This is a genomic window from Paenibacillus terreus, from assembly GCF_042138595.1.
GTDB lineage: Bacteria > Bacillota > Bacilli > Paenibacillales > Paenibacillaceae > Paenibacillus > Paenibacillus terreus.
Window position 1 is genome coordinate 43161 of the sequence record NZ_JBHIRX010000006.1, and the last position, 24410, is coordinate 67570.

Here is a 24410-nt window from a genome sequence, read left to right on the forward strand (position 1 = left end):
TTTCCATATCTCCTATTCTTTCCTCATCACTTGCTCCCGGTATTGTCCGGGGGTGATGCCCTCCAGCTTCTTGAACAGCCGGTTCAAATAAGAAGGGCGATAGCCGATCTGCTGTGCGATTTCATTTACCATCATGTCTGTTCCGACTAGCATTTCCTTTGCCTTATCAATCTTTAACCGCATAAGGAAATCAATATAATTGCTGCCAGTGACTTGTTTAAAAGCTTTGCTCAGCGTAAAAGGGCTAGTTCCCAGATGCTCCGCACACCGTTCAAGCGACAGCTCGGAATCGAACGTCAATTTCATATAGTCCATCGCCCGCTCTACAAGGCGCCGGAGATGCAATGTTTGCTCTCTCTCCAATGTCTCGCAGTAAGGCTCAACAATCCTGTGCTTCAGCCATGACGTGATTTGATCAGGCTCGCGAAGCCGACGAAGCTCCCCGTACAAATCGTCATCGCCATATAGGGTGCGGGGGTGATACCCCGCTTCCAGAATCGCATGCTGAATGCTGCCCAGCAGCTGAACGGCTCCATCCTGAATGAGCATCTCCTTGTTTCCTTCCCTGACAAGTGTCTCCATGAAAGATTGAATCGCATCGCATACTTCATCCTTAAGCCCCATACGGATCGCCTGTGTAACTTCCTTTTCGGCCGAAAACGGATAAGGAACCGTCTCTCCGGTTAAGCCTGGCAGCAGCTCTTCCAAAGATAAAATCTGATTCCCCTGCCGGACTTCACGGTAACGCACGACCTGCCGAAGCTGCTGGAGTGATCCGGGAATATCCGTAATCCTCATCATCGGCCTCCCGATCAGAATGGTGCTATGAAATTTCAAAACGGCGCTCGACGCTTGCGCAAGTGAGTTCACGAGATGAAAAATTCTGCTGCGAACCGTTTCTTCAGGCTCCTCTTTATTGAAGGAGAGCAGAATACCGACAGACATATCCTGGAAATTGATCGTGTCCGCTTCTTCGCCAAGCCCGGCCGTTAGCTCTTGCGCCAAATTCTCAGCCGCAAAGGAAACAAGCTGCACGTCGTTTTCCTCAAATCGTCCCTGCTGCCGGCCAAGGCCTGTCACCTGAAACAAAAGCAGCAGAAAACCTTTGTTGTTCACGGTCCAGCCAAAACCGCTCATCCTCTCGCGCAGCTCATCCTCATTCAAATAATAGTAATGCCCCTGAATCAAATGCAGCAGAAAGCTGGAGCGCAGCCCGGGCCGCGCTTTCTCCAGCTTATCCCGCAGTTCATGGCTTTCTTCATAGAGATGGCGCCACTCATTCTCGAGAAAGCCAATCTCATCCGGGTTTGGCTCGCTCGGGCGCCTGTTGTCCCGGAATAAGCTGACCAGCCTGGAGATGGGGGAATACATTCGTTTGGAAGCCAGCCAGGACAGAAGCAGCGCCAGGACAAAACCGCATAGGCTGATGACGATAATAATCTTCGACAACAATTGGACAGGTGCCGTCAACGAGGAAAGCGAAGTGGCGGTTACATAAGTCCAGTCCAAACCCAGCTTGGAAAAATCCCCATATGTGACGGTATAGGTCCTGTTCTCCCATTCATAAAGAAACGTTCCGCTCTCGTTTGTTTGCTGCCGTCTAATTTGCTCGCTTAATGCAGTCTCAAACGGCGATCCTTCCGGCAGCCCGGCCCCTTTGTCCGTAACGACGAAATTGCCCTGTTCATCGAAAATGAATGAATGGCCTGATTTGCCAAGCGACAGTTCCCGGACCATCTCCACTAGCTTGTCTCTGTTTAAATAAAAGACTAAAAGGCCGTACGGTTCTCCCACGCCCGGCACCTTTTGGGCAAGCACAACCTCATGGTTGTCGTGTTGATTGATGCGAGGAAAGCCGTTCAGCCAGAAGGAGCTTTTATTTTTGCTGTCGATGACCGCGCGATACACGGCTTTATCTTCGTAGCCGTTAACGGCCTCAATGCCGTCCTGATCAGATACAATCTGCGGATAAGGTCCGTCGAGGTAGAGGTGGACCTGATCGATAAACGGATTAAATCCTTTCATGCCAACCAAGGTACGGTACAATTCCTGGGTAGTGCTGTATTCCTCCTTGAGATCGATATTCCGCAGGCTGCCGTCAAACCGGGGATCATACGCCCACTGCACAGCTGTCAGCTCAAGCTGGTTTAAGTCCTCCTCCATCCGGTTCAAAGCGTTCTGCAGCAGCGCTTCATTGGAATAGGTGACTTCCTCTTTGATGTTAGCGCTTCCAAATATGTAAAATAAACATCCCATGATAATGGTTGGCAAGCAAGTAATGCCGAGCATAAGCAGCAGGCTTTTACGGAAAAATTGGCCTTTCACGGCAGGCAGCAAAAACCCCGTTTTCCGTATGCGGGCAAATAAATGCTTCATCCTATTCCCCCTCGCAGTACCTTATCAATATATGAAATTCATTCATCCACGGCAAAAACCCTCTTTTGAGAAGCGTGAAAAAGAGGGTTTTTGCCTGTTATTTTATGCTCGCTGTGCGCTGCTGATAAGCTGCGTTTATTTCCTCCGTCATTTTAAGCAGATCCGGATTGCTCTTAAGCTCATTCACGAAATTATCCCATTCGCTAATCGGCAACTTACCCAAAATTATTTTTGTTTTCATATCCTGAATGCTTTTCTGCAGCTCATTGCCAACCCTCGTGCTTGTTTCGGAATAAAGACCTGCCGCGAGATCAGGTACGCTGATTTTCGCTCGTTCATCAACAATTTTTTTATTCCGCTCCAGCACATCGTCAGGCATCCCCGATCGGTAAGCCCGCATGTATTTATCATACTTGAGGAAAATTTGGCCTAAGGCCTGCTGGGCGACGATATCGGTTTTGGCTTGCTCAGTCGGCACCTTGATGCCGTTCTCTTCGGTATAGTGCACATCCTTAAGGCCATAGTTTGCCAGATCGCTGCCTTCTTCGGACGCACCATAGTCCATCAGTTCAAGCAGCTTTTTCATCTTCTCTTCCGGCACGGTTTTTGGGATGGCGAACATGCCGAAAAATCCGGCATCACGATTGACATACCCGTTCAGGGAAACCAGCGGCTCAAAATCGGCCTGCGGATCTGTTTTGCGAAGCTCTTCGGTCGGCTCCCATGCAGCCTCAACCGTATCCTGGAACCCGCCTGCGCGGCCAGCCTTCAGCATATCCTTTGCCTGCGAGTTTTTCAGCGTCGCCAGATCCTCAGGGATAAGCTTCTCTGTGTAGGCTTTGTTTAGCCATTCCAGCGCATCTCTCATTTCCGGAAGCAAATTGATATTGACCAGCTTGCCATCCACAAGCTTCCAATCTCCGTTATTATGAACAAAAGCGTACTGCAGCGCGTTTAAAGTACCCATGCTGGATTGGTCAACATACCCGGCATAACCGATGGTATCCGCCTTGCCATTTCCATCAGGATCTTGTTCCACAAAAGCCTTCAGTACCGTATACAATTCATCGGTTGTCTTCGGAACTTCAAGACCAAGCTTATCCAGCCAATCCTTGCGGATGTAAATGAAGTTACCGCCATCGACCGGACGAACACGCGGGATGCCGTAGTTTTTCCCGTCCGCCTGCTTTGTGTTGATCCACGCTTCCTTCGGGAACTTCATCAAATTCGGATAGTCCTGGATATACGGCGTTAAATCCCAAAATGCCCCCTGCTCCACCATCATGCGCACCTGTGCGGTAAACGCGTTATCAACCAGCATCAAGTCGGGAATATCGCCTGAAGCCAAGGTGACGTTAACCTTATCTCCATAGTTATTGGGCGACACCCACGTAATATTCAGCTTTGTATTCGTCCGCTTGCCGATTTCTTCTACGATGACATTGTCTTCACCTGGCGGTTCGGGCGTATAATACACCGACATGATATCCACATTTAACATTCCGTCGCCAGCTCCGGATTCACCGCCGTTACCACCGCAGCCGGCCAGTAAAGCAAGGATGAGTAAGCTGGAGATGATGTTCCGCGCGGATTTCCAAGAGAAATATTTGAACATGCTTTTCCCTCCAAATGAACGTCACTTTTTTTATTCCTTAACGGAACCGACCATCGCACCTTTGGCAAAATGCTTCTGCAAAAAAGGATACACGAGCAGGATCGGCACCGTTGCGATCACGACTGCAGCCATCTTCAGCGTCTCAGGCGGAATGCGCTGTTCCGACATCATCTCGGCTGCTGCCGATCCGCCTGCTGCTGTAGACGCATCAATCAGCATATTCTGAAGCAGCACCTGCAGCGGTTGTTTGGAAAAATCGTTAATATAGAGCAATGCGTTAAAAAAAGTATTCCAATAAGCGACCGCGTAAAATAAACCAAATGCGGCCATGGACGGCAGCGAAAGAGGCAGGATTACCCGGACCCAGACGCTAAAGTCATTGCACCCGTCGATGCGCGCCGCCTCTTCCAAACTCGCCGGGATGCTGTCGAAAAAGCCTTTCATCAGCAGCACGTACCAGCCGCTTGTCAGCACAGGCAGAATGAGCGACCAGGTGCTGTTGATCAAATGCAAATCACGTACCAGCAAATACGGTGGTATGATGCCGGGATTAAACAACGTCGTGAGCAGAATCGCCAGCAGTATCAAGCGTCTGCCCTGCAGCCTTTTACGGGATAGAGCATACGAAAGCCCCGAGGTGACGATCAGACTGAGCGCTGTGCCCACGATCGCCAGGAAGGCGCTGTTGCCCGTTGCCCGCAAAAAGGCGTTCGTGGACAGCAAATATTCATAAGAGGCCAGGCTCCACTTCTCCGGAAACAGGACAAGTCCGCGCCGGATATACTCTGAGGGATCGGTAAACGACACGATAAAGACATAATAGAACGGAAAAAACGTAATCAGACTGACCAAACCAAGGACGAGGGCATTCACAATGCCAAACAGGCGGTCTCCCAAACTTTCTCGCAACAGATTTCACCTCCAGCCTGGATCACTAAATATGGTTTAGACATAGTTAGTAGACACCTTCTTCTCCGAATTTCTTGGCAAGCCGGTTTGCGCCGATGACGAGCAGCAGACCAACGATAGATTTAAATAAACCAACGGCTGTGCTGAAGCTGAACTGCCCCTGCTTGATGCCCAGGCGGTAGACATATGTATCGAACACGTCAGCCACCCCGGATACGGCTCCATTCATCATCAGAAAAACCTGTTCAAAACCAACATCCATCATATGACCGATCCGCAAAATGAGCAGGATGACAATGACCGGACGGATGGCCGGCAGTGTTACATGCCAGATCTGTCTGATCCGGTTCGCCCCGTCCATCTTCGCCGCTTCGTACAGCTGCGGATCAACGCCCGCGATCGCGGCAAGGAATATAATCGTTCCCCACCCGGCATCCTTCCAGATCGACTGCACTGTCAGCAGCCCCCAGAAATAATGGCTTTCCGTCAAAAAATCGATTTTTTCCAAGCCAAAGCTGACCAACAGCTTATTAATCACTCCGTCCCCCGTAGATAAAAGAAGGAAGGTTATGCCCACGATGATGACCCATGACAGAAAATGCGGCAAATAAATGATCGACTGCACGATTTTCTTATAGGAAGATACGCGAATTTCGTTTAGCAGAACAGCCAGCAAAATCGGCAATGGAAAGAAAAAAATCAAATTGAGCAAATTGATCGCCATCGTATTGCGAAACAGCATCAGGAAATCCGGATTCGAGAAAAAGCGGATAAAATGTTCGAATCCGACCCACGGACTGTTCAAGACTCCCTGGTAAGGAGAATAATCCTGAAACGCAATGATGATCCCCCACATCGGCACATACTTGAAAATAATGAAATACAAAATTCCCGGCAGTGCAAGCAAATATAAGTACCTGTCCCTCCTGAGACCCGCCAAGGCAAGGCCAAAGCGCGAGTTTGCCCCACTAGCATGAGAGTTTCCCGCTCGGGCGCTGCCGGAGGTCTTATCTGCTCGGACTTCCATGATCGCCCCTCCTTATAGTTTTAACTTAGTCCGGCATCTGTTTGGATGCGCTTTCAAAATCATATGGTTAACATACATTCGTGCTCAATTTCCGGCAATAACTCATTCTTGCGCGGCGATTTCCGGGCATTGATTTTTCTTGCCCAGTACGTAAAATAAACCGATCACTGAACTTATCATTCAATGATCGGTTTATACATGAACTTCTTTTGAAACGGTATGGGAAACAGCCTACCTATCCAATCTATTCCCTTTCCAGCAGCTCCTCGCCGGCGATGCCTGGCTTGGTCATCTGGAATGGGTCAAGAATAATATCAAGCTCTTCTTCTGTCAGCACGTTATACAGCAGGACCAGCTCCCGAACGGATTTGCCTGTCGTGATGGCTTCGCGTGCAATGCGGGACACCACTTCATAGCCAAGGTGCGGATTGAGCGCCGTAATGATGCCGACACTGTTCTCCACATACTCCCGGCAGCGTTCCACGTTGGCCTGGATGCCTTCGATGCAGTGCACCCGGAACACCGTGAAGCCCTGGTTCATAATCTCCAGCGACTGCAGCAGATTGTATACCAGCACCGGCTCCATGACGTTGAGCTCTAGCTGGCCTGCCTCGGAAGCAAGACAGATCGTGTTATCGTTGCCAATGACCTGAAACGCAATTTGGTTAATGACCTCAGGGATAACCGGATTCACCTTGCCTGGCATGATGGATGAGCCTGGCTGCCGTGCTGGCAGCAGCAGCTCGCCAAAGCCGGCTCGCGGACCGGAGGCCATGAGCCGGATATCATTCGCCACCTTGGACATATTCATCATGCAGATTTTAAGGGACGCAGACACCTCTGTATAGGCATCCGTATTCTGCGTTGCATCCACCAAATGCTCGTCGGCATGCAGCGGAAAACCGCTGATCTCCGACAGCACCTCGGCAACACGCTTGATATAACGGCGGTCCGCATTCAATCCCGTTCCTACTGCTGTTGCTCCCATATTAATGCTCAGCAGATGCTCGCGTGTCGCGGCGACCCGCTGGATGTCGCGGCCCAGCACGCGCGCATACGCATCAAACTCCTGGCCCAGCCGGATGGGAACCGCATCCTGCAGATGCGTGCGGCCCATTTTAATTACACCGTCAAACTCCTGTGCTTTGCGCTGGAACGCATCACGCAGCTCGTTCATCGTGTTAAGCAGTTTGTCCAACATCGCCAATGTCGCAATATGGACCGCAGTCGGAAAGGAATCATTCGTCGACTGTGCCATATTCACATGGTTGTTGGGGCTGAGCTCTTTATAATCCCCTTTGGACAATCCCATCAGCTCAAGCGCACGGTTTGCAATTACCTCATTTGTATTCATATTAATGGACGTTCCCGCCCCACCCTGGATCGGGTCCACGATGAAGTGGTCATACCACTGGCCGTTAATCACTTCTTCAGCCGCCTTGATGATTGCTTCTCCCTTCGGCCGATGCAGGCGGGTAAGCTCCATATTGACCGTTGCGGCCGCCTTTTTCACGATTGCCATAGCCTTGATCAGCTCAGGGTGCAGACGCTGTCCCGTGATGGGGAAGTTTTCCGCAGCTCTCATCGTCTGTACGCCATAATAAGCGTCATCCGGTACCTCTTTTGTGCCTAAAAAGTCATGTTCCAGCCTCATCCTTCATTCCTCCGCTGTGTGTACTCGTATTTCAATTTTCCCGGTACAACTTTCCTTTTCGTGTCCTCACTCATTATACGGTTCCCGTGCAGCAGATTTCCAGTCAATTATCACGAGTTATAACAATAGGCAAGGACAACCCGACAAGTTTTTTGCATACGGAAATTCAAAACCATGACTCTCCGTTCCAACAGGATACCAAAATTGCATTATGAAGATGGCATAACGATATCTTTTTCAGATTGGCTGTGATGCCGAGCCCATGAATTTCATTGATCAGCTTGTATACGGAAACCAAAGTTCATCCTATAAACTAAAATAGCCCCCTATGGAGGCTATTTTTCAATTTTGTACATGTAGGAAAGGAGAAATGTTGAATATCTCGAGCAGGGTCACTTTTCAACATTTAATTGGAGTGCTCTCCTTTGTCCTCACCAAAGATACGCAGGCCTCTTCTTAAAAAAATAGCCCTCTCCGTCATTATATAGAAGGGATAAGGCTATGGTCGTAAATATTTTAGTCTCGGTTTGTCAGCAGATTCAAAGCAATATGTTGGACAAACTTTTTTTGACCAATTATTTTAACTTTAACTTGTACATCCCCTCTCTTATGGATGGTGTATCCCTGGTTGGTGGATCTTTCTCATCCTGCTCTTTAATAGCATACTCTAGCCATTTATCAGGTTCGTCTCTAGATCTTTCAATCCATGACCATTTGGTTTTGTTGCTATTTGGCACTGGGAGGAGCAGGCTCGTACCATTCGATTCCTCTACAATCTGTACAGTCAGTAAAGGTCCCGTTGAGAAGTAAACCTCCATATTCTGCAGTGCTTTCGTACGGAATTTTTCCATCAATGCGATATCCTTCACAGGGAGTATACCCGAAGTAGCATGCGCAACGGCAAAAGGATCCATCAGAAGAGTTATATATGCTTCATTATGGGATTCCTGAAAGCTTAATCGAATGTAATGTGCATTTTCATGCTCGCTTCGCTTTGTTCCGATTTGTTGGACAAAATTTGATTGATGATTGTTCGGTTCATAAACCGAATAAAAGCGGTTATAACGATCCCCTAGAAAGTAGCCAAGCACTCCATCCTGTTTAAGGTGAAGATTACCGAGTTTAATTTCATACTTATGCTTTAAGTAATTTTCATTCCTGTCCCTGGGATATATACTCCCGGCTGAATATACAGGTAATCCCTCCAGCTCCAATGATAATTTAGCTCGTACAAGCACCAAGGGACGTCCCATGAAAGCTGCTAATACCTGATCAGTTTCATGCCCTTTGGGGTCAATAATCCACAGGGTGTCATCAATCACTTTGAGAAAGGTAGCAAATTCATCTCCACCTGCTGCCACCATTCCGCGAATAGCTCTGTTAAGGTGAGTATGAATGTTACTTAATGCTAAGCTACTCTTTATTTTGGGGGCATCCTCCCACTTTACTATTTTTTTGCCCTGAAGATCCTCCCAAAGCCGGAGATGTCCTAAAGGGCTGCCATCCGGATCGTAAATAGACAGGCCTCGGTTCATATGATTAGGTATCACCCAACCACACACCGGATTAGCATACTGTTCGGAGTGCTCGTCTTGTTCAGGTTCTGCAGCCACCATCTGAAAATTAAGTCTTGCACCCTGCACCAGCCTTGGTTTCAATTCAACCTCGCTTCCGCTAGAAGCCAAGGGGCGTACTGATTCCGCAATCATATGGCGTTGGCCAAGGGGGACAACATCCAACTGGCCAAAACCATCCATGACTTCCAAGCGAATAATACGCAGTTTACCGGCTCGGATGGGCTGAAATGTAATCTCATCGGGATGAGTTGCAGCGCTTGGAACGGGCATGCTTCGAAATTCCGAGCCCAATATCTGATCTATAACGTCATCAATTTCTCCAAAGCTCGGAACCGGGTGGATACGATCATCTCTTTGCAAAAGCTGTAAATGAAATCCGCCTAAAGTTTGAGAAAGAACGTCCCAGTGATCAAGTTTTTCGATGAATTTGACCACGTCCTCAGTAATCTTCTCATTGGGATGCTGCTTGGCATAATCCTGAAATCTGGACTTTAATGAAAAGATAGCGTGCGGGCTCAAAATGGTCCGACCTTTTAATCGCTGCGTAGATGCGACTGTTCCATTCTTCATCGATCTGTCGTAACCGTCGAATGTCCAATGATCACCTGTGTATGGCACCTGCTCCCACTCCACCTCCCATTCTAAAAACAACGGTAGCCAGGGTTGTCGCCATACATCGGTTAGAGTTGTATCATTTAATCTGTCCACTAATAGACTGGCAACATGCAGAGGAAGCTTTGATAAATCTATGGCAGGCCAGCTTGGCTCAGCATCAATATCATATTCGAATATTGAGCATTCCAACAGACCGACCATAAACTGATGGGATGCCTTCTGAAACCCGGTGATCATCACAACGGGATCTTGAGGAGCCCAGAATCTGGGCATTTCCAACTTTTTTATAATTCGCTTGGAACGATGTTCCCGTAATACTTGCTCTAATCCTTTCTTATTCGCTAAACATTCTCCCCTTAAAATCGCGACGCGTCTACTAAGTTCATTGGACTCGCTAATGTAGTCCACTAGGATATCTTCCGGGATAATTTCTCTGTTCCACTTCCACCAAACCTCGTAGAGCATCTGCAGAAACGAGGAGTATTTGCGAACCTCTGAATCATACCTTTGTTGACTGTCATTCAAAGCAGCGAGCAATGCATCTTCTTCTTGAACACAGCCAGTTGGGCAAATAGAAGAAGCAGTGCTGTCTTCGGGATCGACCAACTCCCATAATGTTCCGCCAGGGGAGGAATGAAAGCTGTTTCTATGAATTTGATGCTCGAGTCGTTCTTCTTCACCGGGTTCTTCAAAAGAACGAAGCAGATCATACTGCAAGGCTTCGACAATATGATCAATCGATTCCTCCTTCTGAGGGATATCATATTTAAATGAACCAAGGAGCTCGGAAATGGCGTCAACTGAAGTTTCCGCGATAACTAGATTTCGATTTGGATGATGCACAGCATGACGATATGCAGGATTTCCGTTCCTACTCCAGGTTACTTTCTGAATTTGACCTTTTAACACGATTTGGTCTGCAAACAAGGCGTTCGGATCAAGCACTGACCAGTCGTAAGAACGAAGCTTTGCCTCAAATTCCTGGATTGATTGAACGCCAAATAAAGGATCATATTTAGGGTTGGAAAACCAACCCAGTACGATATAATCCAATTCCAGTTCATCCTCTGTAAGATCATCCAGTTTATCTACTATGGAGAAAACATTCTCACAACTTGGCTGATATGTAGAGAAAGTAAGGTCTCCCGATCCCATAGCTGTCAGAAAAAGCGCTTTGTTTGAATCGGTTTCAGACCAAGCATCAATTCCGTTAACCACCTTTCCGATCGTAGTGGATCGAATATATCTCCCCTGCTCTACCCGATAAGGGCTTCCGGTAGGAGAATGTAGCCGGTCGCTCTCGACGATCCATGAACGGAGTTTCCGCTGATTTGTAGGGCCACTTAAGCGAAGAATGACCCAGCGATTTGGTACGACAGGATAGGCCGATTCCTCCTTGTCCTCGGACGGCTTTAAGAAATAATCAGGCAAAATCCAATGTAAATAGATGCCTTGCTCCAAGGACTGAATTTTGCCGCTAAATGCCTCGGGCTCAGCAGTCAAAAATTGATCCAACTGTTTGTAATCTCTTTTAAATCGGCGATTGGCTTGGTATTGTTCAACAATAGGGTCGACAGCTAAAGCGTGTAGTACCATCGGAACAACTAGCGTATTTGAATTCATGTCATCACAACCATTTCTTCAAGATATATTGATTACGCCCCGATCGGCTCCATTTATCAGCTGCAGCATAAAGCTGACAGGATTTAATTCAATGTTGCTCCCCGTAAGATCGGAAATCCGAGACTGCAAGTGAACGTGTAATGCCGAGATATCAATCTGACCGCTGGGAGAAATAAATCCTCGAATGCAAGTTTCTCCATTTGCAATAATATTTCCAAATTCGGATGAGGTTACATGTCTCAGCTCAATGGTATAGTCCGTATTCATACCGTAGGTGAGATCATCTTGATCTTCTGTAATGGTGATCATGTCAGGAACCTCATCAAACAGGCAGAAGAGAATGTTTTCCCGCCGATCATCCGATAGCACATTTAACTTTCTACCCTGTCTCCAGCCTTCAACATGAACATCCGGCCAGCCGGATACAAGCGCCGAACGGAGGATAACGCCGAATACGGGGGTATCAATATTTGCTGTATAATCCCATCGAATGTACTGATTGATAATCTCATCCAAATCCGTCTGAATTCCTATGCTGAATACACCATCGAACATCGCTTCAATCCATGTAGGATCGACATGAAATAAGCGAATTGCTTCCATTGGCAGCATATGTTCATTAGGGATTAAGTACATCATCGGTATATCCGAAAAGTTGACTGCGTTCGTGGCCCAAGTTGTACCGTTGTCATAGAATGAAGGCTTTCCCTGTATGGACCTGATCAATTCGCCATCATTTGCGGCACGGCGAAGCCGATCGATTGGATCAGGACGGGATAGCAGACGGTTTCTTCTCCATGCAGGCCGTTCCTCGGTGGGCACGACAGTGTCCGTATTAAAAGACAATGCTCTGTCCACTAATTTAGACCAGTCTAATATTCGTTGATTCAGTTGTTGGTCGATAGAATGGCCTTCAAAAGCCGAGGCTTTATCTAAGGAACGCACCCACCATTTCCTCGCTTGCAGCAAGTCTTTAATGAAGTTTGAATCCTGCAGGGCGAGCGCCTTTCCTATTTCACTACTTACGCTCCATGTCGTGTCTAGAACACCTTTATCAGGATCATAAATTAACAGCTCGTTTGATGTATAATGTGGTTTCCCCACTGGTTTTTCCAGCGTCTTAGAGACGGGAATGAACGGACCACGGTACCACGTCAGGGTTTCTTCCCCCGAACGAGTATGGTAGTTGAGCGGGATATAACCGTCGAGAAGACGTTTGCGATCACCATCAGGAATTTGCTCAATTAGCGAGCGGGGAAGCCGAAGCCAGATATCATCGGGATGAGCGATTGTGTTATTCAGCATATTTTTAAGGAGATCCCTGAATGACTCGCCTGTTTGGTTTATAGTTGTAAACGTCCAGTGATGCAGACAGGCAAGTCTGATTATGGATTCTGATCTTGTCGTTGTCGGCATCAGAAAATCTTCCAATCCCTCAAGTGAAACCAAGTAGCAGGCATATTTCTGCTGTGGGATCTGAGGGTCACTAATTATCGGAAAGCGACGGGCCGTGATGATCGCTCTTCCCTGTGCCGTGCCCGGCTGAACTCTTGCGGAGACGATCCAGCGTAAATCATCTACCTTTGAAAAATGCGTACGAAATGTCCCAACAGACATTTCAAGGTATTTGCAGGATTGTGTAGTGTCCTCAATTTGCTGGATATCGATATTAGGAACGGCTATTTCTCTGGAGTTTGTTAGGAACTCCGCAATAGAAGCGGTCGTAGGAATCCCCTCCCCTTGCCATTCATTCTCTTGAAGCACTAGCAGGGAAAGCCATGGAAGATTATCCGAATCAGGGATTTTTGAAGCATCTAGTTTACGGATCCAAGGCAAATGCGGATTATTTAACTGAATATAAGGCAATACATTTTCGAATAATCCCGGATGCCCCGGAGGAGGATAGCTGTTCCCTAAATCGGCTGGCTGTAGCGAGAACTGAGGGCCGCTAACAACAAAATCCTTCTCTCCTCTTGCTGTTAAATCGTCAAGCAGGATTCCAGACGGATCAAATATCTGCTGGTTAAACTCCAGTTGATATAATCCGGCACGCAGGGTCGGCTCAAACTTACTATAGAGATCCACAATGTCCGTATAACGACGTTTTTGACGTTGGGCACACATCTTAAAGTACCTCCGACTTGTTATGTCATGATCAATGGGGGTTCTGGGTACAACTGAGCAGCGTCCCTAGATAGGAGGAGAAGTGAATCATTGCTCCCGTTGTAAATTCCTGCTTGCGTCAAAACATGGATAATTCGTTGCCGTTCGCTTTTAGCCGGGTTATCGTTTATATGGCTAAGTATTTTCAAACGGTCTGATAAAATGTCAGATGGCTCCCCTGGCATATGTCTTATATTTATGTTCGTAACGGTAGGCTTCTCCGGAAGACACTCAATTCCGATTTTCCCATGAAGATCAATGGATCCTTCCGGCTGGATCGCAGGTACAACGGGCCGAAAGGCCAAGCCAACCGTTTGCTGAGTGAGTTTGGAGCTTGGACGAAGTGAAGCTACTGGCTCTCCCCATAAGGCTTCTGGTACGTACATTTCAAGCTCTTTAACCTCCCACTCCTTATCATCCCATGTACTTCCGGATGATTGTACTCGGACATATAGATGCGACCGATATGTGCCGGGGCAACTACTGCCGCATGGAAGCGGGCGGATATGCAGTTTTGGTAGCTTCGTGTCATGGACTGCATCGAAACAATCATATGAAGTAATTGGAATTCCTGATTCTATAGTGAACGCAAAGTCATCCGGCCGGATAATCCATTCACCGGCATGTTCTCGAATAAGACCTTTCTTTACCTGGGCTTGAAGATATCGTTCTCCTCCCGGCAATGCTTCACGAAGCTTCTCTGGACTACTCACATTCGAAGCACCACTTCGTTCTTTGCCAAATCCAACCGTCAATCGTAACGATTTGTAACCAAAGCTCACCTTGCCTCCGGTCGGGGTTCCCCACAGTTCCAAATTTGCACCGATTTCGAACGAAGCTGAGACATTTCCTACATATTTCATCTTTATTCTTGCTCTACCCTTAATGGTAACTCCAATGGCCACATCAAAATGAAATGGCTCCCATTCCACCAAAACATGTGCGTATGCGGTTAATGAAATGCTGGCATTGTTACCGCCGTAAGTTAACTCCAGGTTCCCCCCACCCATCAGGCAAGAAGGAGTGAGAGCAAAATAGGATTGACCTTTTATCGTCCCACCCTGAATCGGCCAATTAACGCTTACCCTTTCTAAGGTTGGATAATGGGAAGGGACCACAAACTGTGGATGGTACCCCCCCGCAGATAAAATAAAATCTCCTTGCTGAGAGCCTTTATACCATGACCAAAAGGCAAAGTCTCCTGTTAATTTGCAATCAGGGTCGAATAAGTATGAATTTGAGGTGATTTGTGCCGTGATGCCAACAAACCCCTTATTCGGCTTCCAGGATCCTTTATATTGCAGCTCAATATAGACATAAGGATTCTCACGTGGAATTTTTAATTCGGAAAAACCTAAAATCAGCATCTCAAAGTCATGCTTAAATTGCGCAATAAGTAAGGCATGGGATTCAATAAACTGAAATGTCAAAAAGTCTATACCTAACGCGAGCCAATTTGAACCTACATTATTCTGAATCCAACTGCCTTCCAAGGAAGCTAAGACTTGTTCAATATCATTACATGGCGACTGCAACAATGGGAATTCACGAACCTTATCGATCGGCGGCTCAATGAATTGCTTATTGACTCCAAACCCAAAACCAAGCCCTGTAACGTATAAATAGGGTGGCCCCCCCAAAAGCTCCTTCACGCTGGCGAATATAAATAAAGATTCGGTGCCATCACGCTCTGCATAAGAGCCAATTGCCACAAGCGTCCTTTGAATCAGTTCGACTACCGCTATACCGCTATATTCGTGGTTATCCCGCAGTAAGCCTCCGCTGATTTCCAAAATATCCGGCATATCGTAAGATAACGCTAAACTATCCAACCACGTTGTTGGGATCCACTGTTTGAAGGGGGAAGTCACTTTTAAGTCGGTTAAAACGAGCTTAACGTTAGAGACGGACAGCACCGCCTCAATGAGAAATTGAAATCGCTTTGCTTGGGTGTCGTAAGATAGACCAACTCTGCTAAGGGTTAGGGGGCCAAAGGTGTATTGCGCGGGATACCATACCTCTAATCTATAGTCAGTATCAGTCAAGCTGTTTAGAGGCAGGTTTACAAAGGTACTGTCACGAAATCCTAAAAATTGTGAAATGGATTGGAGGTAATCTCCAATTTGAAACAGACCCATCAAGCGGAGACCATAATCAAGGTCTACTTCTGGAAATTTGTATTGTTCTTCACCAAGTTCGGATACAATCCTGGCATTCCAATCACGGATTGTTTCTCTTGTAATCTTATTATCCTTATCGCTAGCGAATATGAGCTCATCGATTTTTAAATTTATAAATCCGAGCTCCTTGTAGGATTTCCCAAAAATTTCGATGTCAGATAGCGAGAAAATACGTTCTAATTTGATGGAAAAGGCAAAGAGATATTCTACAGGAGCGGACGAAACTCGCTTAGCAAACAAGACAATTTTGCATGGATTTTCATTAGAATATTCGCTAATATCTGCCGTCATGATGAGCTCATCGGGTAGATCAACATCCGTATTTTTACAAATGTTATTTAAATTCAATTCATAAAACTCAGTCGGAACATTTAATGGGATATTCGAATCCAATATTCTTAGACGATGCAGAACATTCTGAAGCAGGCCATCATCTACTGGCACGCAGGTTACCATTTTTAACCTTCTTTCCTTCAGGCATTTTTTTAATTATTTCCTTCATCTCCTTCTTTATTCTCAATGTTTACATGGCAGGCTGAGCTACAGAGTGCAACTCACGCTCCACTCCTTTGCTGGCGTTTGAAGCATAAAAAGAAGAACTACCACTCGCCTACAAGACAAGCGCCCATTAGTGACCCTAGCCCAAACCATGTTGTCACGCAATCGATTTTCTTAATGAACAGCTCGATATGGAGGCAGCTAGGCTGTTTGAACCCAGTATGCCTTGAACCGATGGAAATCATTAGGGAATTGGATAATTCCGGTTGAAATAAGCAGGATATCGTCCCGCTTCCTAGTGTAGCCACCTCTATTCCTATTTCGGGACTGGTTTGCTGGCAAACGTGAACCATCCCAAACACGAATAGAGAAATAAATACTTCCGTGCTTCTAATACCAAAGTAGCCAGGGCTTTGCATGTTATAAAGAAAAAAACACATGAAGCAAGAATGCTCCATGTGATTATTATTTGTTTGTATAGAATCATTTCTTAAGTATGTCTGAAGGTTACATCCAATTCTCCCCAGACTCTAAGGTGTTATTGACCAGAAGCAAGCTCGTACATGCTCCCTTCTCTTGGTCTATTGAATGGTGTATCCTTGCCTGCATTTGTTCTGGCCGCAGGTAGAATTGAAAGTGATAGTGAAAAAAAGATTACTCAAATCACGCAGAACGATTAAGGGAAATCGAGGTAAAACGATCTTTTGCGATCACGAGATTTTGATGTGAAGAAAGGGTAATTAATATCTGTTAGGTTTGACGGGCTCGGTCATGATCAACTTTTAATCCTCAAAGAAACGTATGTACCACACTTAAACAAGTTGCCTATTCCCAGTTCCCAAACATTCTAGAACAAACTGAAGACGTTTGTTGCTATCTTTTATTCAATAATAGATGAACAGAAGGTATATCCGCTGGAGTCCATTCACGCTCTCCTATAAGGGGCCGAGGTACCCATTCCAACCTTTCATGTTCAGTAGCGATCGGCGGTCCCATCAACAACTCTAGCTTCATAAGTAATCAAACGAACTATGACGGTAAGGTAGCTGTACGTTGTATCCAATTTATTCACCTACTACAATGTCACAATGTAGCTCTTCTTTGATTTCTCTCATTAATGCAGTTGTATGATCCTCTCCTTGTTCAATTTCCCCCCCCTGGAAATTTCCACAGCCCCGGTTGAGACATGTGTTGAGACCGAAGAGCACAAAGAACTTCATCTTTATCATTTATAATGATTTCTCCCACAACATCAAATTCAGACCGGGCGAATTCTGTGGTACACTAATCACAATCAGCATTCAAAAAAAGAAGCGATAGGATGAGCACAATAATGGAACATTTAATGAACTCACATGTAAAAGACATTCAGATCAGCGGTATCCGCAAGATCGCCAACAGAGCGGCAGGCATACCGGACGTCGTGTCCCTGACCCTCGGGCAGCCTGATTTCCCGACTCCCCGCCATATTATGGAGGCTGCTCACCGTGCCATTGATGAAGGACGCACCGCCTATACGCCAAATGCGGGATTGCTTGAGCTGCGCGACGCCGCCGCAAATTACATAGCAAGCAAATACGGACTTTATTACCGGGGAAATGATGAGGTTATTATCACGAACGGAGCCAGCCAGGCGCTTGATATCACACTGCGCACGATCCTTTCCACCGGCGACGAGGTGATTTTGCCTGGCCCTATTTATCCGGGCTACGAGCCCTTGATCCGCCTTTCGGGCGGTATTCCCGTTCTGGTCGATACCCGTTCTTCCGGCTTCAAGCTGACAGCCGAGCTGCTTGAGCCTCATTTGTCAGCCAAAACCAAAGCAGTGATTCTCGGTTATCCGTCCAATCCGACAGGCCGGGTCATGACGGCAGCAGAGCTGCAGCAAATCGCTGAACTGCTGCAGGAGCGTGAAATTTTTGTCATTTCCGATGAAATTTACAGCGAGCTTGTTTATGATGTGCCGCATGCCTCCATTGCTTCCATGAAAGGAATGCGCGAGCGGACTATTGTCATCAACGGCTTGTCCAAGTCGCATTCCATGACTGGCTGGCGGATCGGCTTTACCTTGGCACCCGTTGAAATTACGCAGCATATGGTCAAGGTACACCAATACAATGTGACCTGCGCCAGTTCGATCAGCCAGTACGCAGCCCTGGAGGCGCTAATAGCCGGGACCGATGATGCGCTGCCCATGCGCGAGGAATACCACAAACGCCGGGACTATGTCCACGGTCGCCTGACTGCGATGGGCATGCCTTTGGACAAACCGGAAGGGGCTTTCTACCTGTTCCCGTCCATTCAGCAGTTTGGCCTGAAGTCCATGGAATTTTCGCTCCGTCTGCTTGAAGAATACGCCACCGCCGTTGTGCCTGGAGACGCCTTTTCCGTGTATGGCGAAGGTTATATCCGCATCTCCTATGCGTGTTCGCAGGAGTTGCTGGAGACTGGACTGGACAGACTGGAAGCCTTTATTGGGAAATTGTCATAAAAATCTGCGGCTGGGGTTGACGCTGAATCAAAGCCGACCGCTTTTTGCCAGCTTTCTTGCAGGAAGGGGATTCGATCCCCTCAAAGTCTGGTAGCCTGAGTGAGACGAGTGTCTATAGGGTGTGGTGCGTGGTGTCTGGTGTCCGTTGCCTGATGCCTATTCATACAGCTTTGCACGATTATCCCTTTTGTTCAGAATGGAGGAGTTGAGGGCACAATCAAAAAATAATAGACCCATTCAATGGTCCTGAATCGCGTAACCACAGGCATTTTCGTGCCTCATTTGATCCATTACTTTCTTTAACGAGCCTAAAGTATTTTCGGCCGCCGGGTCGCTGTTTCTTTGCACCTTATCAAACGGGATAATCGTGCAAAGCTACCGGACAGCGAGTTCACATGCCTTGCCACGATCGATTGGAGGCTTCCATTTTCAAGCACGTATGATTAGGTTGAGTCCATAAAATGAGTTAACTTAACTTTCGCGGCATTGCCTACTCAAAAAAAGCCTCCGCCCCACTTTACAGTGGAGCCGGAGGCTTCTTTGTACTGTCTGGCTAATCCAGACTCATTTTAAACTGCAAATACAGCTCGTTATAATGAGCCAGCATTCGTTTTCCGAGATTGTCGTATACCTCAAGATGCTTGATCAGCTCGGCATCCGGATAGAAGCGGGTATCGCCGGAAATATCCTCGGGCAGCAGCGTCAAAGCCGCTTTGTTCGGGGTGGAATAACCGACATATTCCGTGTTCTGGGCAGCCACCTCGGGATCCAGCATGAAGTTGATGAATTTGTGGGCCGCCTCCACATGGGTGGCCGTCTTCGGGATGACCATATTGTCAAACCACAGATTTGAGCCTTCCTGCGGAACGGTGTAATCCAGCTTCTCGTTCTCGCCCATGATTTCCGAGGCGTCACCGGACCAGACGAGCCCGACCGCAGCTTCCTCATTGGCCAGCATCATCTTGATTTCATCGCCAACAACAGCCTTGACATTCGGGGAGAGCAGCTTAAGCTTGGCCAAGGCCTCCTGCAGATGAGCCTCGTTCGTATCATTGAGCGAGTAACCAAGGCTGTTCAACCCCATGCCCATCACTTCACGGGTTCCGTCCGCCAGCAGGATGTTGTTGCGCAGCCTTGGGTCCCACAGATCATCCCAGCTGTTGAAGTCGATTCCTTTTGTCATTTCAGGGTTGAATATAATTCCGACCGTTCCCCAGAAATATGGAACCGAATACTTATTACCCTCGTCGAAGGACAGATTCATAAACCGTGAATCGATATTTTTCAGGTTCGGCAGTTTGGAATGATCGAGCGGAATCAGCAGATTCTGTTCCTTCATCTTCGATATCGCATAATCAGAGGGCATGGCCACATCAAAGGAGGTGCCACCCTGCTCAATCTTCGTCAGCATCGCTTCATTGGAGTCGAAGGTCTGATAAATGACCGTGATACCTGTCTCCTTCTGGAACCTGTCCAGCAGCTCAGGATCGATATAATCGCCCCAGTTGTAAATGGTCAGCGTATTCCCGCCCGAATACCCTTGACTGGAATTCAGCCATGCGGCTACTCCCATCAGGATAAAGGCAGCGGCAAAAACCGATACGAACACTCTAACAAGGGATTTCATTGCGGCACCCCCACTTCCGCCGCAGTCTCCTTCACCCGTGCCGCTTTTTGCATGGAAGTCTGGTTGTACCTGCGGTTAATGAAATAGTAGCCGATGACCAGCAGCACGGTGAACAGGAAAATCAGCGTGGACAGAGCATTGATCGATAATGCCACACCCTGCCGGGCCCGCGAATAGATTTCAACCGACAGAGTTGAATAACCGCTGCCTGTCACAAAGAACGTCACCGCAAAATCGTCCAGGGAGTAGGTCAGAGCCATGAAGAAGCCCGAAAAAATCCCCGGCTTGATGAACGGCAGAATGACCTTCGTCAGCACATCCGTCCGGCTGGCACCCAGGTCGCGGGCGGCATCCACCAGCGTCGGGCTCATCTCCTGCAGCCGCGGCAAAATCATCAGCACCGTAATCGGGATGCTGAACGCGATATGCGAAAGCAGCACAGACACGAAGCCCAGCTTGATGCCGGCGATGGTGAACAGAATAAGGAACGATGCTCCGATAATGACATCAGGATTGACGATCAGCACGTTGTTCAGCGAGAGCAGCGTATTTTTGACACGTCGGCGCTGCACACGCTCAATCGCCAAGGCCCCCATTATACCGATCATCGTAGCAATGGCGGACGACAGCAGCGCAATCACCAGCGTGTTGATCACAATGATGATAAGCCGGGTGTCCTGGAACACCTCCATATACCATTCCAGCGTAAAACCTTCAAAGCCGTGCATCGTGCCGCCGCTGTTGAAAGAGTAATACATCAGATACAGAATTGGCGCATACAGCACCAGAAACACAAACAAGAGATACACGCTGCTGAGCCTGGACTTATTTTCCACGCTGCACCTCCCCTCTGCCGCCGAACAGCAGCATGAGAATAATCATGGCGACAACCAGGAATACCGCAACCGTTGAGCCCATGCCCCAATCCTGGGTGACCAGAAAATGCTGCTCGATGGCCGTGCCGAGCGTGATTACCTTATTGCCTGCAATAAGCCGGGTAATCATGAACAGGGACAGCGCGGGAATAAAGACAGCCATACAGCCTGAGCGCACTCCCCCCAGCGTGAGCGGAAACACCACCCGCCGGAAGGCTGTCCACTTCGAAGCCCCAAGATCGCGCGCCGCAGCCAGCAGTGAAGGGTTGAGCCCTTCCAGCGCATTGAAAATCGGCAAAATCATAAACGGGATGAAAATATACACCGATACAAACACAAAACTGAAGCTGGTGAACAGCAGCTGCTGCTCTCCGATGCCAAAGACGCTGAGCAGACCGTTGATCGGTCCCTGTGTGCCAAATATGCCGATGAAGGCATATGTCTTCAGCAGCAGGTTGATCCATGTCGGCAAAATAATAAGCAGAAGCCACAGCTGCTTGTGCTTCGTCCGGGTCAAATAATAGGCCGCCGGATAAGCTACGAGCAGCGAAAACACGGTTACAAGCAGCGCATACCAGAAGGAGCTGAGCGTCATTTGCAAATAGATCGGGGTCATAAAGTTGGCGTAATTCGCCAGCGTAAAATTCCCGTCCACATCAAAAAAGGAATAATACAGCACCAGCAGCACAGGCGCTACGACAAACAGCACAATCCACAAATAATAGGGCAGCAGATATACTGCGCGCGTATTACCGGACATGCGGCTGCACCTCTTCGTAAGCCTCCAGGCGGCGGTCAAATTCTTCCTCGGTCTCCCCGAATCTCATGACATGAATAGCCTCAGGATCAAAATACAAACCGATTTCGCTGCCAGGATCGGCGCGGCGGGTGGAATGCACCAGCCACTCATGGCCTGATTCGTCGTAACAGCTGATCTCATAATGGACGCCGCGGAACAGCTGGGTGTCGACCTTTACCCGCAGCTTGCCTTCATCGACGGTGGTAATCTGCAGATCCTCCGGGCGGATGACGATTTCCACTTCTTCATTCGGACGAAGTCCCGCATCCACGCACTCGTACTGCCGTCCGTTGAATTCAACGAGATAATCGGAGAGCATTTTGGCAGGTACAATATTCGATTCGCCGATGAAATCAGCTACAAAACGGTTGATCGGCTCGTCATAAATATCATTCGGCGTACCGCTCTGCTCAATTTTGCCGCGATTCATGACGAAAATTTCATCCGACATGGCCAGAGCTTCCTCCTGGTCATGTGTAACAAAGATAAACGTAATGCCCAGCCGCTGCTGCATTTCGCGCAGCACGTACTGCATTTCTGTCCGCAGCTTCAGGTCAAGCGCAGACAGCGGCTCATCCAGCAGCAGCACCTCCGGCTCGTTGACGATTGCCCGGGCAATAGCGACGCGCTGGCGTTGGCCGCCGGACATTTCGCTGATGCTGCGCTGCTCGTAGCCTTCCAGGTTGACGAAGCTCAGCGCCTGCTTCACCTTGGTGTCAATGTCATGCTTGTTCATTTTTTTGATACGCAGACCAAATGCGATATTCTCATACACATTCAGATGCGGGAAAAGGGCATAGTCCTGAAACACCGTATTGACCTGGCGCTCATTCGCAGGCACGCGGTTAATCAGCTTGCCGTTCATATAGATAGAGCCTTCCGTCGGCTCGGCAAAGCCGGCAATCATGCGCAGAATCGTCGTTTTGCCGCAGCCCGATGGCCCCAGCAGGGTATAAAACTTGCCCTTCTCAATGGTAAAGCTGACATTCGACAGAACGGGCGGATCGTTATCATAACGCTTCGTTACGTTCTCGAACCTTATGATCGGCTGCTCTTCCATTATGACCTCCTAATGTCCGGGAGCCTTCAGGCTGCTCCGGGGCGCTGCTGTGCGCCGTTTTATTTTGTTACACACTTATTCACGAATTCAATCACGGGAAAACCCCTTTCCCATGCCGTTAAAGCTGGGAAAAGGGCTGCAATATGGGGAACGTTTTTTACGACTGGGATTTCCAGGTGAAGTAATCGGTCATAACCCGGATGGCCACACCGATAGCCTCCTCCTTCGGCTCAAGCTTGGCATGGTGCAGGCCGTACGGCGTGTCCACACCCAGCCAGAACATAAATCCGGGAATGCGTTCAAGGAAATACCCGAAATCCTCTCCGGTCATCGCTTCACTGCACTCCACCAGCTTCACGCCCTCGCGTCCGCCGAGCCAGTCCATAAATTCGCCGGTCAATTCGGCTTCATTGAACACCTGCCGATAGTTCGAGCCGTAATCGACTTCAGCCTTGCACTCGAAGCCTGCTTCAATCCCGCGCAGCAAAGCCTCGATTCTCGACTTGATCACCGTCATCGTTTCCGCCGACAGCGTACGGATCGTGCCTTCAAGGCGGGCCGTTTCCGCGATGATATTCTGCTTGGTGCCGCTCTCCACCTTTCCGATCGTAATGACAGCCGCATCCAGCGGGTTGATGTTGCGCGCCACAATGGTCTGCAGCTGTCCGACCAACTGGGAGCCGGCCACCACCATATCATTTGCCCGGTGCGGATATGCGGCATGACCTCCGACACCTGTCAGATCAATAAACAGCTCGGACGTATTGGCAAATAAAATGCCGGGGCGTGTAGCAATGGTGCCTACCGGATACTCGGGAGCGATATGCAGCCCAACGATCTGGTCAGGCATCCAATCCGCCAGTTCCTCGCTTTCCAGCATCGGCAGCGCCCCTCCGGGTCCCTCTTCGGCGGGCTGGAACAGCACGACCAGATCGTCGGCCATCGGCTCGGTAGCGAAATGGGTTACAATGCCAAGACCAATGGTCATGTGGAGATCATGGCCGCAGGCATGCATATAACCCGGATGCTGCGATTTGAAGTCATACCCGGTCTCCTCCTCAATGGGCAGAGCATCCATATCTGCACGATAGCCAAAACGGCGCTTGGGCGCTGTCCCGCAAATCAGCACCAGAATCCCCGTTCTCCAGGTGCGTACCTCCAGCCTGTCCTGCGGCAGACCGGCAATGTAATCAAGCAAATATCTCTGTGTCTTGAACTCCTTGAAGCCCGGCTCCGGAATCTGGTGCAGATCGCGCCGGATCTGGATGTATGTACTGAAGTTCCCTGTTGTCATCGTCGTTCCAGACCTCCTTTCGACACA

Annotated in this window: 14 protein-coding genes; 1 reads left to right on the forward strand and 13 read right to left on the reverse strand. The window is 48.4% G+C overall.

Annotation, left to right across the window (positions count from 1 at the left end):
• Positions 1 to 12: 12 nt before the first annotated feature.
• The 8 genes from ACE5KN_RS12905 to ACE5KN_RS12940 form a co-directional block, all read right to left on the reverse strand.
• Positions 13 to 2376 carry a helix-turn-helix domain-containing protein gene (locus ACE5KN_RS12905; protein ID WP_375527876.1) on the reverse strand — a complete coding sequence of 788 codons (2364 nt, stop codon included), beginning with the start codon at positions 2374 to 2376 and terminating at the stop codon, positions 13 to 15.
• Positions 2377 to 2473: 97 nt separating this feature from the next.
• A complete protein-coding gene (locus tag ACE5KN_RS12910) occupies positions 2474 to 3991 on the reverse strand; it encodes an extracellular solute-binding protein (RefSeq protein ID WP_375527877.1) in 1518 nt (505 codons plus the stop codon).
• 30 nt (positions 3992 to 4021) lie between these two features.
• Positions 4022 to 4900, reverse strand: a complete 879-nt coding sequence (locus ACE5KN_RS12915) for a carbohydrate ABC transporter permease (protein WP_375527878.1) — start codon at positions 4898 to 4900, stop codon at positions 4022 to 4024.
• Positions 4901 to 4946: 46 nt separating this feature from the next.
• Positions 4947 to 5927 (reverse strand): ABC transporter permease, encoded by a 981-nt coding sequence (locus ACE5KN_RS12920; RefSeq protein ID WP_375527879.1) that lies wholly within the window; start codon positions 5925 to 5927, stop codon positions 4947 to 4949.
• Positions 5928 to 6171: 244 nt separating this feature from the next.
• The gene (gene aspA / locus ACE5KN_RS12925) at positions 6172 to 7581 is read right to left on the reverse strand and encodes an aspartate ammonia-lyase (protein ID WP_375527880.1); all 1410 of its coding nucleotides are present in this window, start codon (positions 7579 to 7581) and stop codon (positions 6172 to 6174) included.
• A 575-nt stretch (positions 7582 to 8156) separates the two neighbouring features.
• A complete protein-coding gene (locus tag ACE5KN_RS12930) occupies positions 8157 to 11396 on the reverse strand; it encodes a hypothetical protein (RefSeq protein ID WP_375527881.1) in 3240 nt (1079 codons plus the stop codon).
• 18 nt (positions 11397 to 11414) lie between these two features.
• Entirely contained in the window at positions 11415 to 13520 is a 2106-nt protein-coding gene (locus tag ACE5KN_RS12935; RefSeq protein WP_375527882.1) for a hypothetical protein, read from the reverse strand.
• Positions 13521 to 13540: 20 nt separating this feature from the next.
• On the reverse strand, positions 13541 to 16195 hold the full coding sequence (locus ACE5KN_RS12940; RefSeq protein WP_375533084.1) for a DUF6603 domain-containing protein: 2655 nt from the start codon (positions 16193 to 16195) through the stop codon (positions 13541 to 13543).
• A gap of 1375 nt (positions 16196 to 17570) precedes the next feature.
• Between ACE5KN_RS12940 and ACE5KN_RS12950 the strand changes: the two genes are divergently transcribed.
• Positions 17571 to 18728 (forward strand): aminotransferase A, encoded by a 1158-nt coding sequence (locus ACE5KN_RS12950; protein WP_375527885.1) that lies wholly within the window; start codon positions 17571 to 17573, stop codon positions 18726 to 18728.
• A 553-nt stretch (positions 18729 to 19281) separates the two neighbouring features.
• Here the strand turns inward: ACE5KN_RS12950 and ACE5KN_RS12955 are convergent.
• The 5 genes from ACE5KN_RS12955 to ACE5KN_RS12975 all read right to left on the reverse strand — a co-directional run bounded on the left by ACE5KN_RS12955 (position 19282) and on the right by ACE5KN_RS12975 (position 24383).
• The gene (locus ACE5KN_RS12955; protein ID WP_375527886.1) at positions 19282 to 20355 is read right to left on the reverse strand and encodes an ABC transporter substrate-binding protein; all 1074 of its coding nucleotides are present in this window, start codon (positions 20353 to 20355) and stop codon (positions 19282 to 19284) included.
• A complete protein-coding gene (locus ACE5KN_RS12960; RefSeq protein ID WP_375527887.1) occupies positions 20352 to 21191 on the reverse strand; it encodes an ABC transporter permease in 840 nt (279 codons plus the stop codon). The genes ACE5KN_RS12955 and ACE5KN_RS12960 overlap by 4 nt, the downstream gene beginning before the upstream one ends.
• Entirely contained in the window at positions 21181 to 21990 is an 810-nt protein-coding gene (locus ACE5KN_RS12965) for an ABC transporter permease (RefSeq protein ID WP_375527888.1), read from the reverse strand. Before ACE5KN_RS12965 ends, ACE5KN_RS12960 begins: the two co-directional genes overlap by 11 nt.
• Positions 21980 to 23089, reverse strand: a complete 1110-nt coding sequence (locus ACE5KN_RS12970; protein WP_375527889.1) for an ABC transporter ATP-binding protein — start codon at positions 23087 to 23089, stop codon at positions 21980 to 21982. Before ACE5KN_RS12970 ends, ACE5KN_RS12965 begins: the two co-directional genes overlap by 11 nt.
• A gap of 157 nt (positions 23090 to 23246) precedes the next feature.
• Entirely contained in the window at positions 23247 to 24383 is a 1137-nt protein-coding gene (locus ACE5KN_RS12975) for an N-acetyldiaminopimelate deacetylase (protein WP_375527890.1), read from the reverse strand.
• Positions 24384 to 24410: the final 27 nt, after the last annotated feature.